Annotated in this window: 9 protein-coding genes; 3 read left to right on the forward strand and 6 right to left on the reverse strand. The window is 46.4% G+C overall.

Annotation, left to right across the window (positions count from 1 at the left end):
* Window positions 1-88 precede the first annotated feature (88 nt).
* The 3 genes from E1919_RS14945 to E1919_RS14955 form a co-directional block, all read right to left on the reverse strand.
* Window positions 89-364 carry a hypothetical protein gene (locus E1919_RS14945; protein ID WP_162054214.1) on the reverse strand — a complete coding sequence of 92 codons (276 nt, stop codon included), beginning with the start codon at window positions 362-364 and terminating at the stop codon, window positions 89-91.
* A gap of 319 nt (window positions 365-683) precedes the next feature.
* The gene (locus E1919_RS14950) at window positions 684-1832 is read right to left on the reverse strand and encodes a putative sensor domain DACNV-containing protein (RefSeq protein WP_162054215.1); all 1149 of its coding nucleotides are present in this window, start codon (window positions 1830-1832) and stop codon (window positions 684-686) included.
* A gap of 40 nt (window positions 1833-1872) precedes the next feature.
* Window positions 1873-5850, reverse strand: coding sequence for a CheR family methyltransferase (locus E1919_RS14955; protein ID WP_162054216.1), 3978 nt, complete (start codon window positions 5848-5850; stop codon window positions 1873-1875).
* A 580-nt stretch (window positions 5851-6430) separates the two neighbouring features.
* Between E1919_RS14955 and E1919_RS14960 the strand changes: the two genes are divergently transcribed.
* From E1919_RS14960 to E1919_RS14970, 3 genes are all read left to right on the forward strand, one after another.
* Window positions 6431-7471, forward strand: a complete 1041-nt coding sequence (locus tag E1919_RS14960) for a chemotaxis protein CheB (protein WP_162054217.1) — start codon at window positions 6431-6433, stop codon at window positions 7469-7471.
* Between the two features lie 338 nt (window positions 7472-7809).
* Window positions 7810-9450 carry an ABC-F family ATP-binding cassette domain-containing protein gene (locus E1919_RS14965; protein WP_162054218.1) on the forward strand — a complete coding sequence of 547 codons (1641 nt, stop codon included), beginning with the start codon at window positions 7810-7812 and terminating at the stop codon, window positions 9448-9450.
* A 287-nt stretch (window positions 9451-9737) separates the two neighbouring features.
* Complete coding sequence (locus E1919_RS14970) at window positions 9738-10574, forward strand: DUF4625 domain-containing protein (RefSeq protein WP_162054219.1); 837 nt, start codon at window positions 9738-9740, stop codon at window positions 10572-10574.
* Between the two features lie 266 nt (window positions 10575-10840).
* Here E1919_RS14970 and E1919_RS14975 read toward each other — a convergent pair whose 3' ends face one another.
* The 3 genes from E1919_RS14975 to E1919_RS14985 all read right to left on the reverse strand — a co-directional run bounded on the left by E1919_RS14975 (window position 10841) and on the right by E1919_RS14985 (window position 18476).
* A complete protein-coding gene (locus E1919_RS14975) occupies window positions 10841-11260 on the reverse strand; it encodes an Ig-like domain-containing protein (protein WP_162054220.1) in 420 nt (139 codons plus the stop codon).
* A 719-nt stretch (window positions 11261-11979) separates the two neighbouring features.
* Window positions 11980-13539, reverse strand: coding sequence for a protein adenylyltransferase SelO (locus tag E1919_RS14980; RefSeq protein ID WP_162054221.1), 1560 nt, complete (start codon window positions 13537-13539; stop codon window positions 11980-11982).
* A gap of 386 nt (window positions 13540-13925) precedes the next feature.
* Complete coding sequence (locus tag E1919_RS14985; RefSeq protein WP_162054222.1) at window positions 13926-18476, reverse strand: DUF7619 domain-containing protein; 4551 nt, start codon at window positions 18474-18476, stop codon at window positions 13926-13928.
* Window positions 18477-18624 lie beyond the last annotated feature (148 nt).

An 18624-nucleotide genomic window follows, 5' to 3' on the forward strand; every position in this document is an offset into this window, starting at 1 on the left:
ACCCTAGCCCCTCCGAGGAGGGGAATATCAGCTACAACAAAACTAATCACAACTTGAGTTACATTAATTTAAAATGGTCCTGCACCAGCTACGATGCCATTTTGCTGGTACAAACGCTGGCGTTGATGAAACTTTTAAGCGTGACATAGTCATAGGAATTATGCTCAATGGAGGACACGTCATAGAAGAAGATACGGAGAGAGGTTATCAGTTCCTGTATCAGGGCTACCTCTTTACTGACTCCGGAGCCTTCCGGCAATATAAGTACACCCTCTTGCTGGATATATACAGAGAAGGATCTGATGTTGCCACTTTCAACCAGTGCTTCATATTGGAGCAGCGCTGCATTAATTTTTTCGGTCATGTAAGCTTGTTCCATATAGTAGTGGCAGACTTATATCTGTCAGGTATTCAACGTATGTTCCTGAGCATAAAATTCCGAAATTTATACTGCTTTTGCGTGCGTGTGAATACTGAAAAATGACTAAGTATAAATAACAAATCGAATGTAATCAACTGAATTACAAAAGGGTATGCGGCTGGTGCAATAGCAGCTGATTAGCTGTGGGCAGGGCAACATAATTGGATGCTGTTTATGCCCTCGTTATACCATTATAAGTACGAAATGAGAAACAACAGCCTGTGAATTTCCTACTGAAAGCATCCTGAAGCCTTACTTTGCTTTAGAGCAGCAAAATATCGATGCGGTGGGCGTGCACCAACTGGTCGTGGGGCGACCAGGCAAAAATGGTGAAGCCGCCATCCTGCGAAGCCACGAGCGCAAAAGCATCCCGCTGGTCGTGCACGAACTGCGCTGCTGACAGGTGCCGGGTGCCGCCGTTCTGCGATGGAGCAATTACGGTAGGGCTGCTGCCAACCACCGGTTCTGTTACCACCACCTTCTCCACGGGGCTGCTTCCCTGGGGCCTGCCAATTTTTGAGCCGAACGCGAGCAGCTCATACTGGTCGCTGATAACGGTTGCCCCGTCTACTGCCGTTACACCCGCAATGCCCTCCACCGCTTTGTTGAGGGCACTCTGCCATTCGCTCCCGCGTTGTTCTTCCTCGTTTTCCCGCATTAATTCTGAGATCTTGTCAAAAGCAGGTGCTACAGAATACAGGATAGGATGTATAATAGACTTCCGCCAGGCCTGCGTGCCCGCCGGTACTATCAAAAGCGTACCTCCGCGCTTGTGGGCGCGCATCGACACGGCGAGCTGTACCAGCACATTAACAGAGTCTCCCCACGGGGAGGGCGAGGAAAAGCCGAGCAAGGTTGAGAGGAGGGGAGGGCTGTGCTGCAGAAATATTGTTTGCTCTTCCAGCACCTTTACCTGGTCTCCTTTTAGTACTGCAATGTTAGCGAACTTACCCATTCCGCCTGTTCTGCGGTACTTCACCACCAGCAGCCCCGGCTCCGACACATCCAGCACAAGGCACAGGCTTGGGATTTCGCGGGTGGCACCCCATACATACAGTTCATCTTCGTATTGCCATACCCCCAGGTGTATGCCGGGCCGCTCCACAGCTGGTGCAAGTTTTACAAGAACAGATGGGTTTAGCGGAAGCCGGTGTTCCAGCAGCAGCGGCTGCCCCGCGAGTTCGGGCGGGAGGAAGGCGAGGGAAATCTTTGGGGAGTGGCCTTCTTCCCGCCGCAGGCTCGCCCAAAAGGCAGTGTCGATGAGAATTTCTATTACCTTGGCATCAGGCTCTGGTGCCATTTTCTCTTCATTACCCTGGCGCGATGCAGCAAGATGACGCACAAAATGGCCTTCTACTGTTTTAGCCACTGCTTTGGCCGCTCTGTAAGTCGTGTGGTGTTTTAAAGGCATAGTTTTGCCGGTGTTAAAAGACAATGGGTGCCCTTAGGTTTTATATAGAACATGTTATTTCGAACACAGACCCTTTTCCATTTTCCCCTTGTACTTCCATCTTCCCCTGCAGGAGCTCTACCCGGTTCTGGATGCTGCTTAAGCCAATACCTTTCATTTTATTAAAGTCTTCTTTACTAATGCCAATACCATTGTCCTCTATGCGCAGGTAAATGGTAGCATCATCACACGTTATAACAATATTGGCTTCAGTTGCCTGTGCGTGTTTGATGATGTTGTTCAGCAGCTCCTGTATTATCCTGTACAGCGACAGTTCCACTGTATAGTCGAGCCGGTTTTCAATACCTTTTACTTCCAGGCTGATTTTAAGACCGGAACTGCTGATGCGCGAAATAATTTCTTCCACGGCAGTTTTCAACCCAAAAGTTTTCAAAACAGCTGGTGTAAGTTCAGAGGATATATCACGCGTAATCGTAACACTCTCTGAGAGCAGCTTATCTATTGTTTCAATTGTTTTCTCTTGCTTCGTGTTCTCCGCCTCCAGGGTGCTGAGGTTTAGCTTTGTTGCGTATAAAATCTGGCCGAGCCCATTGTGTAAGGCCTCCGAAATACGGCTTCGCTCAGCCTCCTGCGTTTGCAGAATGGCACTCAGGACCTCACGCTGCTGCAAGAGCCGAAGTTGTATGTTAGCTTCCTCCGCATCTTTCTGTACCTGTATGTCGGTGGCGGTGCCAATCCACATGGTTATTGTGCCAGCCTCATTCCTGATTGGAACATCTTTAATCAGGTGCCAGCAGTACTGGTTTAAAGCTTTGTTGAAAATACGTGCTTCGGCATTAAATATCTCCCCGGTTCTCAGCGAAATCATATAATCTTGTAGGAGTTCTTCCCTATCATCAGGATGAAAAGCATCTTCCCAGCCCCAATTAACTGATTTTTCCTCCGTTAGTCCGGTATAATCGTACCATAGCTGATTGAAAGAGGTGTTTTCGCCAGTTGGTGAATTTGTCCAGGTGATATGCGGTACAGCTTCCAGCAGGGTGCGGAAGCGTTCCGCATTGGCTATATTTTCTTCCTGCTGTTGCTGCAGAGCCTGTTCGTATAGTTTGCGCTCGGTTATGTCGTGCAGGGTCAGCACCAGGCCATCATCAAACTTAACGGCTACCAGGTGTAGCCAGTGCTGCTTGTTTTTATGCTGCTGCGGTAGTTCCTTATCCAGTTGCTCGCCTGTTTCCACTACTTTAATCAGACTGCTGAAAATGCCTTTCTCCAGTAAACGAGGATATTCTCCCCAGAGCGTTTTACCCACTAGTTTGCCTGCAGGGTGGCCGATGAACTCCTGTGCTTTCTGGTTTAATAAGCTAATGGTGAAGTCAACAATAGCCTTACTTTGGTTCCGGACCGCTTTTAGGGCAAGAATGGCATTCGGGGAGCTGTCCAGGATACCTTCGTGCAGCAGGTGCAGGTTTTTCAGCTCGTTTATCTGGATAAAGATGATGATGGCACCGTCAATCTTCCGATCCTGCGTGATGTAAGGCAGGATGCGCATCTGGTACCACAAGCCGCGTTTGTCCTGCACCTCTTTTTCGAGTGTATGATGGGTGGCGATGACATCCCGTACATCGTCAGTCAGCCTGTCGTAGCGCAGGTTATTGGATATATGGAATATGGAACGCCCGATGTCACTTTCTATCATGTTAATCAGGCGTATTGCAGCAGGCGTAAACTTCCGGATAACCAGCTTGCGATCCACAAATATCTGCCCGATTTCGGTGCTTCGGAAATAGTTGTTCAGGTCGTTGTCGAGCTCTACCAGCGCCTTTATCTTATACTGGTGCTCAGAGTTGATGGTATGCAGCTCTTCGTTCAGCGACTGCAGCTCCTCGTTGGTGCTTTGCAGCTCTTCGTTAGAAGATAGCAGCTCTTCATTTGTGCTTTGCAGCTCTTCGTTTGCCGTCTCCAGTTCCTCTACTACGGCCCGCAAATCTTCTTTCGTATGCTGTAGTTCTATTTCAAGTTCCTGTACCCGTTGGTCATATTGGTTATCAGCAAAGGGCACCTGCTCGTTCACGTTAAGCGGTTTGCTTGGCTCTTCTTCTGAGAATAACACCAGTATAAATTTCTGGCCGAAGTTTCTGTCCCCCAAGTGCGGCTTCACCACTATGTTTATATGACGGAGGCTATTGCCATCACGCACCTGTATGTTATGGGAACTTAGTTTTTCCTTTTCATGCATGGCTCTGCGCAGCATGGTTCCCAAGGAAACGGCCAGGTCCTGCGGCACCAGTTTAAGCAGGTTAAATGTAAAGTTGCGCTCAGGAAGGTCCAGGTAGTTCTTAAATTGACCAGCCCCGTGCAGCACATCATAATTTTCATCAATATATACAGCGGCGTAACCATACTCCTCCAGTACCGTCTCATTGAGTAGCTCGTTGAAACTGTGATATAACAGTTGCTTTGAGGACAGGTCACGGGTATAGCTTGGGACAGCTGACGGAATGGGCCTCTTAAGCAGGCCACTGCCCGAAAACGTTTCAGTCATGCCCAAGGAGCGGCCAGGCTCCGTGTTGCGGAAAATTTTCCACTTTTTATTTACCTCCTCAAAGTTTTTCCGGTCGCCGATGCTTTCGCTGGAACCGAGGAACAGGTAACCATAGACTTGCAAGGCATAATGAAACTTATCGATGACCTTTTTCTGGAGCAAGGGGTTGAGGTAAATAAGCATATTGCGGCAGCTAACAAGGTCAACCCTGCTGAAGGGCGGGTCAATGACCACATTATGGGGGGAGAAAATGACCATGCGACGCAGGCGCTGGCTCACCCGGTAGTTGCCTTCTTCCTTCAGGAAAAATTCCTGCAGCCGTTCTTCTGAAACAGATGTGAGCGTATTTTTCGGGTATAATCCTTTACTTGCAAAATCGAGTGCATCACGGTCTATATCGGTGGCAAAAATCTTTACCTCGATGTCTTTCTTCACCTTGTCCAGGTACTCCCTTAGCATGATAGCCATGGAATAGGGCTCCTCGCCGGAGGAGCATCCGGCAATCCAGATGCGCAGCTGTTCATTTTCCTTTTTGCTGTCTACCAGATCAGGAACTACTTTATCGGCAATTACCTGGTAAGCCTCCTCATCGCGAAAAAATTTGGTGACACCTATCAGAAACTCTTTGCTCAGTGTTTCTACTTCATCAGGGTTCTGCTTCAGGTAATCGAGGTAATCTGCCAGGTTGGTGATGTTCAGGACGGCCATCCGGCGGCTGATGCGCCGGATGATGGTTGGCCGCTTATAGCTACTGAAATCAACCCCTGTCCGCTTATGCACCATGTCCAGGACAGATAAGAAAGAGGCTTCCGTATCATTATTTACCAACTCTGCCAGGTTAAAACTGAGCAGTGCTGCCTTTACATAGTTCATGATCTCGTCGGGCATTGCCTCCGGGGACAGGACAAAGTCAGAGTGGCCGGTGTTAATGGCATTTTGGGGCATAGCATCGAAGGTGGCAGTATCAGGGTCCTGCACAATGACCATACCACCTGCTTTCTTTATGGCTACTACGCCTTGTGAACCGTCATTGCCAGTACCTGAAAGGATAATGCCGATGGCGCGGTGTTTTTTATCGGCGGCCAGGGAGGTAAAAAACGTATCTACGGTTCTGGCACGGCCGCTATTGGTTTTCTCAATCAGCAGTAAGTGATTATCCCGGATGGTCAGCTCCTTGGTATTTGGTATAACGTATACCTTGTTTGACTGCACAGGCATGTTGTGCTGTGCCTCCATTACTTCTAAGGTAGAATACTGGGAAACCAACTGTGTTAATAAGCTGCGGTGCTCTGCAGCAAGGTGCTGCACAATAACGTAGGCCACACTATCCTGGGGCACACTGCTGAACAAAGCTTCCAGTGCCTGCAGGCCACCGGCAGACGCGCCTATCCCTATCACGAAAATTTCCTCCTCCGTTTTTTTCCGTGTTTTGCTGCCTGGTTTTCGCTTTTTGTTCTGATTTGTTGAGTCTGCCATGCACTATTCCCTTTTATGGAGGATACGTAATATTCTTTTTCGATATGGTCAATTTACTTAATTATTATCTAACAAACATGTACTGGAGGAGGAGCAATTGCACAACTCAAGTTGCGATAGTTTTTTGTGCTCGAAATGAACCCAACCCTAACCCCAATGCCGTCAACTTAAGGGGAAACAGTAGCTATACTGTTATTTCGAACATTCTTGAGGCTTGAGCCGAAAAGAGCCAGCGAAGCTGTGAGAAATCTGGGTTGTTTCATGGCCCCGCAATATTTCAGATTCCTCACTGCGTTCGCAGGTCCCTTTCGACTCCCGTCTCAGGCATGTACGAAATGACAAATTAAAGCTTAAGTTGACAGCATTGAGGTTTAGGGGTGGGGCTTCAACGGTAGCGAAACAGAGAAACGTGTACATCGCAACCTGAGTTAATTAGTTGATAAAGGCAAGTGAAAATAGCAGCCGGGGGATGAGATAAATGGTATAATAGCCTAACACTTAAAGCAATGCATCGTAAACAAAGGTTCATGCTAGAGGGGCTATACCAGTCTACAGAGCAGAAGGCATACATTCTATCTATATGACACACAACGGCCCCAAAATCATTGTAATTGGCACCTCGGCAGGAGGTATGCAGGCATTAACGCTGCTGTTGTCAAAGCTTCCGGCAGATTTGCCGGCTGCACTCTTTATTGTACAGCATCTAAGCAAAGATTCTTCCGCGCCTTTCCTGGTGAAGCGGTTGAGCCAGTACACGAAACTCACTTGCAAAGTAGCGGAACACCAGCAGACTTTTGAGGCTGGGACAGTATATATGGCTCCGCCCGACAGGCATTTGCTTTTAAAAGGGAATGAGATGCTGGTAACGAGAGGCCCGCGCGAAAACCAGTTCCGGCCGTCCATCGACCCGCTGTTCCGGTCAGCAGCCGCCTACCATGGTGCAAGTGTAACAGGTGTGATATTAACCGGTTTCATGAGCGATGGTGTGGTAGGTATGGAGTCGATAAAACGCAGTGGTGGTGCAACGGTGGTTCAGGACCCGGAGTATGCGGAGTACCCAGCCTTGCCAAATAACGTGATCCGGCAGATTAAGACAGATCATGTTGTGCCTGTTAAAGAAATGGGGAAGATACTAGTGGAGTTGGCAAACCAGGCAGATGAGGGCTCAGTGACAGTGCCCACCGATATATGGCAGGAAGCACTGATAGCAGAACGAGTAATGAACAATAGTGGTATGAGCAGTATAGAAGAACTGGAAAAAGCGGGCTCCCGATCACCTTATAGCTGCCCTGATTGTGGTGGTGGTTTATGGGAACTTTCACAGCAGAATACTATCAAGCGTTTCAGGTGCCATTCGGGGCACGCTTACACAAAAGATTCGCTGCTGGATGGTATGTCGAGCGCCCTCGAAGAAACGCTTTGGGTAGCTTTGCGCACCCTGGAGGAGCGCCGTAATATTCTGGTGCAAATGTCGCAGGCGGATAACGATAGAGGGAACCGGCGCTGGGCAACCCTGCAGGAAGAACGCGCCGATGAAATGAAAGTGCATGTAGAGCGGCTCCGGGAACTTCTGGCAAAAACTGCGCTCGCCGACGAGGATCGCATAAATGAGGTAGGGTAGGTGTATGGCTTAGCAATAACAGCTTATCCCTGTTAGAAACAATCCTCTCCTTAAAAGTAAAGTTGTTTCATTTTTAATAAAAGATTTTACTGCCCTAATTATAACACGTATAGCGCGAGCGTCCTTGCTCGCGCTATAAAAAATGTAGAATAAAAAGGCCCTTCCTCCCCGGAGGGGAATTTTCTGCACGAGAGAAAAATAATTTAGCTTGTACTTCTTCTATCCACTTACATCAGTCAACCGCTGTCAACTCAACCAGCTATTTTCGTTTCTAACTCCTGATTTCTACAGCATAAGGGTGAAAATAGTCTTATCTTTGCCCCTTTATTTTTAGCCTTATGATATCAGTTGACGGAGTTACGGTCGAGTTTAATGGCTCGGCGCTTTTTAGCAATATTGGTTTTAACATCAATGAAAACGACCGGATAGCCCTGATGGGCAAAAACGGCGCGGGAAAATCTACGCTGCTCAAAGTTATAGCAGGCGCAAGCAAGCCTACCCGAGGCAAAATATCGGCTCCTAAGGATGCCGTCATTGCCTACCTGCCGCAGCACCTGCTAACAGAAGACGACTGCACAGTGTTCGAAGAAGCCTCCAAGGCCTTCGCGGAAGTGCTTGGTATGAAAGCGCAGATGGACGAGCTGAACGCACAGCTAGAAACCCGCACCGACTATGATTCTGACGATTACTATAAACTGATTGAGCAGGTATCGGAGTTAGGCGAGAAATACTACTCCATAGAAGAAATCAATTTTGATGCAGAGGTAGAGAAAACACTGAAAGGCCTGGGCTTTTCCAGAGCTGATTTTAGCAGGTCTACCAAGGAATTCAGTGGGGGCTGGCGCATGCGCATTGAACTGGCCAAAATCCTGCTTCAGAAGCCGGACCTTGTTCTGCTCGATGAGCCTACCAACCACTTGGACATTGAATCCATTCAATGGCTGGAGGATTTCCTGTTAAACAACGCCAAAGCCGTTATCGTGATTTCCCACGACAAAACCTTTGTAGACAACATCACCAACCGCACCATAGAGGTGACCATGGGCCGTATTTACGACTATAAGGTAAACTATACTCAGTACCTGCAGCTACGCAAGGAAAGGCGCGAGCAGCAACAAAAGCAATTTGAAGACCAGCAGAAAGAGATAGCGGACATCCAGGGCTTTATCGATAGGTTTAAAGGCACTTATTCCAAAACCCTGCAGGTACAGTCGCGGGTGAAGATGCTGGAAAAGATGGAAATTATAGAGGTGGACGAGGTAGATTCTTCTGCGCTGAGTCTGAAGTTTCCTCCTGCACCGCGATCCGGCAACTACCCTGTTATTGTGGAGGACCTTACAAAGAAGTATGGCGACCACACCGTTTTTAAAGATGCCTCTCTCACGATTGAGCGAGGTGAGAAAATTGCCTTTGTCGGGAAGAACGGGGAAGGAAAATCTACGCTTGTGAAAGCGATAATGGGCGAGATAGACTACGAGGGCAAACTCACACTAGGACATAACTGCATGGTGGGTTATTTCGCCCAAAATCAGGCCGCTTTGCTGGACGAAGACTTGACTGTTTTCCAGACGATTGACCAGATTGCCGTTGGGGATGTCCGAACCAAAATAAAAGACTTATTGGGAGCCTTCATGTTCAGTGGCGAAACGGTAGAGAAAAAGGTTAAAGTACTCTCCGGGGGCGAGAAAACGCGCCTGGCCATGATAAAGCTGCTCTTGCAGCCTGTTAACCTCCTGATCCTGGATGAACCTACCAACCACCTGGACATCAAAACAAAGGACATTCTGAAAGATGCGCTTAACAGCTTCGACGGCACCCTCATCCTCGTTTCGCACGACAGGGATTTCCTGGACGGACTGGCCACGAAAGTGTTTGAGTTCGGCAACAAACGCATCAAAGAACACTTTGAAGACATCAATGGCTTTCTGAGAAACAAAAAGATGGAGAACCTGAGAGAAATCGAGCGAAAAATTGCATAAAAACTGCGCCCGGTTTATAAATTATTAGAAATAAAATAGTACTGTTTTATTGGGAATCAAACAATGCCAAAAAGGCTTTTAATACTAGCTGTCAAGTAATTAGGGGAGTATAGGTGTTTTGTATATATGGGCATATCTATTTGAAAATCAATAATTTGGATGAGGTGTTTAGTAACCTTGCCTAGAGCCTGCCGTTTTATATAAAAGAAACAGAAGGGGTTTTCCTATATAGGGGCCTTGTATTGTTTTTTACTTGTTTGTTTATATTTTACTTAATTTTTACAGCTATGAAGAAATTTAATTGGCTTTTCTTATTTCTCTTTTCCTTTGCTTTTGTGGCGTGCGATGATGACGATGATGTTGTGTTAGACACTGTTGCACCGAATATCACCATTACCAATCCGGCTCCTAATACAACTTTTCCAGCAGGAAGCGATTTTACGCTGACAGCAGACATAACAGACAATGAGGGCCTTGAAGAAGTAAGGGTGTATGTGACTGGTCCGGACGGTAACCGCATCTCTCAGTACGATGATGAGGTCAGAGACTTTTTAAACGATAATAGAAACTATGATTTAGAAGTAGACTTTACACTACCTGCTGATGCAGCTACTGGCGCTTATACCATTACTGTGGAAGCGGAAGATGAAGCGACAAATACAACAAGAGCAACCGTTATGATGATGGTGAACGAGGCAGATCTCGACGCGGCAGCATTTAATACGACCTTTGCCTCTACAGCCTGGTTCGAGACTTGGGATTTGAACGATGATAACATGTTGGACGAAACTGAGTTTGGAACCACGTTCTTCCAGACATGGGACTTAGACGATGATGATACTATCACGCAGGCCGAATGGAATGAATTTGCAGAAGACTTTGGACTGGAAGTTGCTGACTGGGAAGAGTGGGATGCCAATAATGACGATATCCTTACCCAAGCTGAGCTAAACACAGGATTAACAGCCTCTGGTTGGTATACTGCCTGGGATGTAGACAATGATGGTTTTATCGAAGAATTAGAGTATACAGGGGGTATTTTTGGCCTTTGGGACGATAATGACGATAATACGCTGACAGCTGATGAATACGTTGACAGGTACGATACCTATTACGTTATTTAAATATAAAACTGCTATAAAATCAAAAGAGCGCCTCGGGTTGGAGGCGCTCTTTTGATTTTATAGCAGTTTTATAACTAAGAAAATAATAATGTGTGTAGGTATGTGGGCAATAGCTGAAAAAACCTAACTTATAGAATTGGTGTAAAACAAATTCACAGGCACATTTCGTGATTAAGACTTTTTTATATAGCCCCACTTCTAAATTCTCCTTTTGATAAGAAGTCTTTTCTCTAATGTTTTCCGGCCCGTCATTATATAAAGCAGGCTTACTCTGTCACAAAAACTGAAACATATTGTGATGCTGTATTTCCCTGATCGTCTATTGCTTCCACAGTCATAGAATAAGGGCCTTTAGGTGCGTTTGCATCCAGGATAACTTTTAAATCTAAATCCTTTTCTCTACCGTCATTCAGGAAAATATTCATGCCCTCCTCATTTAACTGACGCACCTTCAGTTTTGGGTCTGTTACATACACCCTTACCTCACTAAGGCCCACATTGTCACTTACCTCCGCTCTTAGCTCAATCACATCACTTCGCTTAAAAGTAGCACCAGCGGCTGGAGACGTGATTAGAACAGTAGGAGGAGTAGCATCCACTGCAACAACATCATCATCCTCGCAGGCAAGAAAGGACAGGGAAAACAGCACTACTAAAAGCATATTGATTTGTTTTATAGCATTCATAATTCTTAACAATAAATTAGTGTTAAATGTAGTAAGAGGCTTCTTTATGAAGAGCGGATTATAATAAGACAGGCGCCATACGGGTAGCGAGGTAATTCTTGATTGGTCTATCCTGTTCCGGGTTACGCTTGTGCTATCCAACCAAGGCAGCGTTGTCGCGCGACGGCAAAAGATTGAGACGTAAAAAAATTAAAAATGATGGTAATGTAAAACCTAGATATGCTTTCTCCCGCCCCTATAGGACGAGCAGGTATACTCTGTAAACTCCCCGCAGAGCCTTTTCCTGAAAATTTGAAGCTTCAAACTTCGAATCTTCCCAAACAGCATCCTGTCTTAGCTTTCCTCCTGAAGAACGGTCCGAACATAGCACAGCACCATCCCACAAAGCATGTAAGACTGATCTTAAATACGTTTGAGGACTGAAAAGGTGGTGTGCTTTATATGCTAAATGCGCTTATGAAGGAGCTTTTGTACTGGAAAAGCCTATATGTTGGCTCTGGCTCTTAATTGCACGATTTATACCGATAAAAGAACCAGTAAATATTCAAACCAAAAGCAGTACATTTTCGCAAATTTTCATCCTGGCAACGGAGTGAAAATATGTAGGCTTGATTAAATGACAGCTGAATTAAAGTAAGTGCTGTTCTGTTTGCCGACCCTGCAGTAAAACAATAAGAAAAGCATGGTGCTTGATCATAAGTCTCCCGCACAAAGTTTTCTTATGAACTGCAGGATAACATGGAGCAACCGGCTTTGTGACTTGCCCAATCTGGCCTTTTGACGAAGAGCTCGTCAAACTTATTTGAGTAAGGCTCCTTAATTGCTTGTTGTAGTTTAACAAACAGCTGGTCCTCGCCACGCTCCAGTTCTTCTATGGCCTGGTGCAGCAGGTAGTTCCTTAAAATAATGCGGGGGTTATTTTCACGCATCCGTTTCAGGGTATTTTCTCGGGAGGCTTTGTTCTCCTTCACCCGCTTGCTATAATTTGTTATCAGGCTATGGAGCGTATCGGAATCAGTTGGTGAAGGTTCCTGGTAGAAGCTGGCTTTAAAATGCTTCACAATATCCTCCGCATCTTCGAGATTGAGCGGCAGGTCGATGAGGAGCTGGTAAAAAATAGTCATATCAGGTTTTAAGTTTGAGAGTGTCGCCTCAAACTGCTCGATGAGGTCAACGTCCTCCGGTTTCACTTCGTCAAGTCCAAGTTTATCCCCCATCATGGCCAAGTACTTTTCTGCATATACATCGCCGTAACTCTCCAGCACCTCGATTAGCTCTTTTGTGTCGGGCAACAACGGGGCAATGGCGCTGGCCAGACAGCCTAAGTTCCAGTAGGCGATAGCCGGCTGTTTTCCGAAGGCATACCTTCTGCCCGGCAGATCAGTGGTGTTCGGCGTAAAATTTGGGTCATAATCATCCAGGAAAGAGAAAGGACCATAGTCAATGGTAAGGCCCAGGATAGACATGTTGTCAGTGTTCATCACGCCATGCACAAAGCCTACACGCTGCCACTCAACTATCATGCTTGCTGTGCGCTCCATCACCTCTTTAAACCATGGCAGGATCTTGTCTTCCCCTTGTATATGCAGGTAATAGCGGTTGATGGTCCAGTCAGCAAGTTTCTGAAGGCTTTCAATTTCTTTTCTGGCAGCAAGTATCTCGAAATTGCCGAACCTCAGGAAGCTTGGCGATACCCGCATCACGATAGCGCCCGGTTCATAAGCTGCGTTTCCGTTGTAAAACATATCCCGTAAGACGTGCTCTCCGGTGGCCACCAGGCTCAGGGCCCTGGTAGTGGGCACGCCAAGGTAATGCATGGCTTCGCTCATCAAGTACTCCCTAACCGAGGAACGCAGCACTGCACGGCCATCGGCACGGCGGGAATAGGGGGTAGGGCCGGCGCCCTTCAGCTGCAGTTCCCAGGAATTGCCTTCTGGCGCTTCCCACTCTCCCAATGTAATAGCCCTGCCATCGCCCAACTGTCCGGCCCAGTTCCCAAACTGATGCCCGGCATAACAGGCCGCATAGGGGTGCATAGAAGAAGTGATGTTGTTCCCTCCCAGAATTTCTATCTCCTCCTGGCTTTCCGGCTTTTGTATCCCCAGCTTTTTTGCCAGTTCATGGGACCAGGCCAGTAGCGTAGGCTGTTTTACCGGGGTAGGAATGGCTTTACTGTATAAAACACCCGGCGTTTTCCGGGCCTGAAGGTTGCCACTTTCATCCCCCTCAAAGGTGCTGACAAATTCACGCTTATATTCTTTGGAGCTAAGACTTTGCATAGGTATATGGTTATCATAAGGGTTGCTGCATTAATGATATGGGGTGAAAGAGCAGCTTGACCATCTTATTTAAACCCTGATTTAGTGGGAACGGTTATATTTTAATATAAACAGAACATAGTATAACTATTCCATTTGATTGGGTGAAGGAGTCAATTGCTACTGTTGGTCTAAATCCTATCAATTCTAATCTCAAGCTGCTGCTGATGAGACCTTGCGGCATTATCATGGCCTATTTCTTTTTCAGATTCAGTTTGTACTGGTATGTAGAACCTGCATTAGTAAATTGCCCCCTTGAGGAAGAGTCTTTACTACGGCTGGTGTTAATTGCTTGCTGGTCAAAAAACACAGCAAGGGGGCGTAAGGAGACTTAACAAGCAGATGTGTTAGAGTACTGTTAGCTTTTTCATCACAATGCCTTTGTCAGTTTGTATTTGTAGGATGTAGAGCCCTGCCTGTGCGAATGCGACTTGCATCTCCAACTTATCTGGGCGGGGACTTGAAACAGCAGTTGAATGTACAAACTTACCAACAGTACTGTACACTTGTACGGCCTGTACATCAAAATCGGCGTGTAAGAAACTGATGGTAAAGTGACCGGTGGTTGGGTTCGGGTATACTTTAATGGACTGCGTTGGCGTAAGTTCCTCTACTACAAAATTAGTTGTGCTGTATGCCACGCCACCAACACCAGTTAGTTTCACTCTACCGGTGGTCGCACCGCGTGGCACACGAACTTTATACATAGCATCTGATGCTTCCACCAGCAGCGCTTTTACCCCGTTAAAGTAAATCTCATCCTGCACACCATGCACACCAAAATTTGCGCCCGTTATCTCAACAGCAGTGCCTACACTTCCTTTGGAGGGTGTCATGGAGAGAAAGACAGGAGCCGGTATTACTTCAAAATAAGCGACGCTGGTCGCTTTGCCGCCCGGCGTTTCTACTGTTACAAAGCCAGACGTAGCGCCAACTGGGATTTTCACCGTTAGTTGCGCTGGTGTTGCCTGAAGAACCTGTGCCTGTGCCTGCCCGAACATCACGCTGTTTCGTGCTGCCGGGGCAAAGTGCGCGCCTTCTATGCTAATTGTGGCGCCTACAGTGTCTTTGGGGTTACTAAGGCCACTGATGGAGGGCTGATGCCATACCACAAACTCTGAAGCGCTCTCTGCCTCGCCTCCTTTGGTCATGATTTTGAATGTGGCAGTCACCGCCTCCGCAGGCACCCGTACCACAAACGTATTACTTGTATTGCTGATAATTTCGCAGAGCTTGGAGCCCAATGTTACAGTCTGGAGAAGGTCTGAAGTTAGTTGCTCGCCCTGCAGCGTGACGGTGGCGCCAACAATACCCTCTGCAGGGCTAAAACCGTTAAATACCGGCGGCTGGTATACCTCAAATGTTTCTGTTGTGCCTGCGACGCCGTCTGGAGTCACTATTTGAAGAGTGCCTGTAACTGCGCTTGCTGGCACCAGCACTTTTAATTCGGTTTCAGAGGCGCTCACAACGGGAGCCAACAGACCATTAAAATACACCTTATTACTGGCTGCTGTTGCAGAAAACCGCTTGCCATTGAGGGTCACTTCGGTGCCAGGTTTGCCTGCAGCAGGAGTAAAGCTCGTTATGGCTGGAGTGGCGATTATCTGCTCCAGGTTCAGGAGCACCGTTTCGTCTATAACCAACGGCATATCATAGATGTGGTTAATTGTCACATTAGTCCGGACAGGGGAATTGTAATCAAAGAAGATATCGGCGAAATTCTCCACGGCTGTTTTCTCCGGCAGGTCTGCTTTAGGTTTAATACTGAACTGGATATATCCGTGGCTACCCGGCTCATTGCTGGTGCTGTCGGGCAGCATGATGTTGTCGAACGTCCAGGTAAGCACTGGTTTTCCTTTCCCGCTTAATTCATACCGATAGGTATGGGAGGCTGAGCCGATTTGAAGCGTGCTCAGGTCCAGGTGTTCGGAGAGCGTATCCACCACTACTACCCGGTAAGCCACGTCGGTGCCGGTGTTCTGGAACCGTATTTTATACTTGAGCGCTACCCCGGTCGGTGTATAATTTTCTTCTGTTCGTCCGACAGGTAACACCAACTTGTCATTCGGGTCGAAAGAGTCGATGATGGGCAGGCATTCTTCTGCTACTTCAGCTTCTTCGTCATCAGAGGGCATGGTGTTCACAAAGCCGGTGCTGAAGGCGGTGGGGGTGGATAACGTACTGCAGGCTTCTACTGTCATACTGGCCATAGTGTTGTCTCCGTTTCCGTCGGGCTGGTCTGCTTCCAGCCGTACGGTTCTGCCACCTGCCGGCACCCAGAGTACCATGCTGTCGCCGGCAGCCAGCCTATAATCCTCTACCGTGGAAAGCAGTCCGTTGATGTACTTCCTGAATTGCTCGCTTTCTTCCATGTCAACTTGGCCCGTGTTCTTAATCACAAAGCGTACTTTGCCTGTTTCAGCGTTACACGTGCCGGTAATAGAAATAACAGGAGCAGGGGGTGCCGTTGGGCTCTGGTTGCCTGGTGTTATCCATACCTTGGTGCATACCGTCATGCCGCGTATACTTTCATCTCCGCACACCACTTTATCCTGTATGGTAATGACGCTGGTTTTTCCTGCTGCTACTGTGCCTGCTTCAAAAACATAGGTACCATTGGGCAGGCGGGTGTAGGGTTTGTCTGCCGACAGCAGTTCTACCTGCACCGGTAGCTGCAAATATACTTTCGCATTGTTGGCAGGAGCATAGCCAGTATTGGAGTAGGTGAGCTTTGTGGTGCTCTCAAAGCAACGGCGTCGGCGGTCGGAGGAGACGCTGACATAGAGGTAGGGGGAGAGGGTGACTTTGTTGCCGAAGTTATGGTTAAGAGAAGTGTTGCCTATGGAAGTAAAGCTTACGTGCTGTTCTGGGGTACAAGCCTCTGTTTTTTTACCTACCATGTTTGTGCCTGCAGGCAAAATTGATGCTATATTGTAACTGCCACTCTCTACTTCTAATGTATAATTACCGTCTTTGTCTGAAAGTGCATAATAGGGGCCTGGGGTCGCTTCCACTATGACACCTGCCATTCCTTTTTCTCCCATGTCCTTTAAACAATTTTTATTCTGGTCTAGATAGACGGTGCCAGAAATTCGGTTGTATGCTGTACTGTCTCCCTCAGTATTTATAGTAAAACAAGTTAAAGTACGGTGTATGCTGCGAATATATACCCGGGTTCCTGAAGCATTTACAGAAGGTTGGTAACTGATAAGGTTATCATGAAAGCTACTGATACCCATAATAGCTCCTGTAGTAGAATTACACTTTATCAGGTAACCTCTTTTGTAACCATCTTCCGTGAGATAAATATTATTTTCTGCATCAAAATCAATACCCAGTGCACTTATACCGTAGGGGTGATCGGCAGGTATGAAGTCACTTATATAATCACCATTCAAGTTGTATTTTTTTATACCGATTCGAAGCAAGATATAGAGTTGCCCTGTGTTATCAATATTAAAGTTAATCCCGTTAAAGTCATTATCCGAGAATATTATCGGACTTTCTGTTTCGTTGTTAATAAATGTTATACGAGTGACAAATACACCGGCTGGATTATACTTATATAGATAAGACTGATCAGAGATGTATATATTACCTTCATGATCAATGGCTATACGACCTGGCTCAGCTGGAGCGGTGGGGGTTACTGTGGTAGAACCATTACTTGGTGCAAACCGGGAAATGAATTCGCCACGAGAGCTAAATTTCTGAACAGAGCCCTTCACGTCTGGTGCCAACACATAAACATCTCCGTTCCTGTCGATGGCCATATCTCTTATATAATCCTTAAACTCACCGTCTACATCAGCTCTCCCCCCAAAAGTGAAATAATGCTGCCCGTACTTATTAAATTTTTTGACTAGTCCTGTAATATGGTCAGCTACAAAAAAATTACCTGTGGCATCTGATTCAGCCGCAACAGGATAATTAATCAGTCTGTCTTCGGTGCTGGGGTCTCCAAAACTAAGTAAGAAGACCCCACCTGGGGAAAATTTCTGAATACGTGTGGGATAAGAACTCTCTGCTACATATATATAACCATCATCATCTACCGCAATACTCAATAGCGGGCTAGTCATCTGACCTTTACCCGAGCCTTTTGACCCGAAACTGGAAATTAAATCACCTTCCGTATCAAACTTAATAACTCTATATGCTCCCACATCTGTTATGTATATATTGCCTTGTTTATCCAGTGCAACATCAGATGGGTGAAAGAGAACAGTAGAAGTATCTGATACAATCTGTTTTATAAAACCACCTTCTTTGTTTAGTACCTGAATTCTTTTATTATTTGAATCTACTACGTATAAGTTACCCGCTTCATTAAGCGCCAGCTGTGTTGGCATGTTAAATTGTCCTGGTTCTGCACCTAAGGAACCTATTACAAAAACAACATTACCTTGTTGATCAAACTTTTGAATTCTGTGATTTCTTGTGTCAGCAATGTAGATAAATCCCTCCTGGTCAACTACTATACCTTGTGGGTATTCAAATTGTCCTGGCAAATTGCCTCTTTCCCCCAGGTGGAGAATTGTTTCGCCAGCAGGGTTTATTTTTTGAACAGTTCCACTGAAAGATGTTAAGATATAGCAATTACCATCTTTATCGCGGCTGATCCGATAGTGGCGATTATAATCTGTCAGTTTCTTTTCCGGAAAATTAGGATCTGCATAATTCAGATATAATTCGTTTTTATAATTTCCAGAAGTATCAAATACACGGGTTGCATGAGAATCAGCAACATAAATCAGTCCATCATCCCCAATGACGAGATCAAAAGGGTCGTTGAGAGTGTTGCCTAATACATAAGCCGGAGAATATGTTGGCGTTTGAGCAGGAGCAGCTAAGTTGCAAGACATGAAGAAAAAGAAGAGTAGTAAAGCTGTTTTCATGAGCTGTTTGGATAGAAAAAGACAAAGTGTACTATATATGTATATATAGTACACTTTGTAAATATATAAAAGAAGCATTACTTAATAACACAAGCTCTATCTAAAACACGCTGCTTTTGCCGTACAAAAGGCAGAAAACCTGCTACAG

This window comes from Pontibacter pamirensis (genome assembly GCF_010015475.1).
GTDB classification, from domain to species: Bacteria; Bacteroidota; Bacteroidia; order Cytophagales; family Hymenobacteraceae; genus Pontibacter; species Pontibacter pamirensis.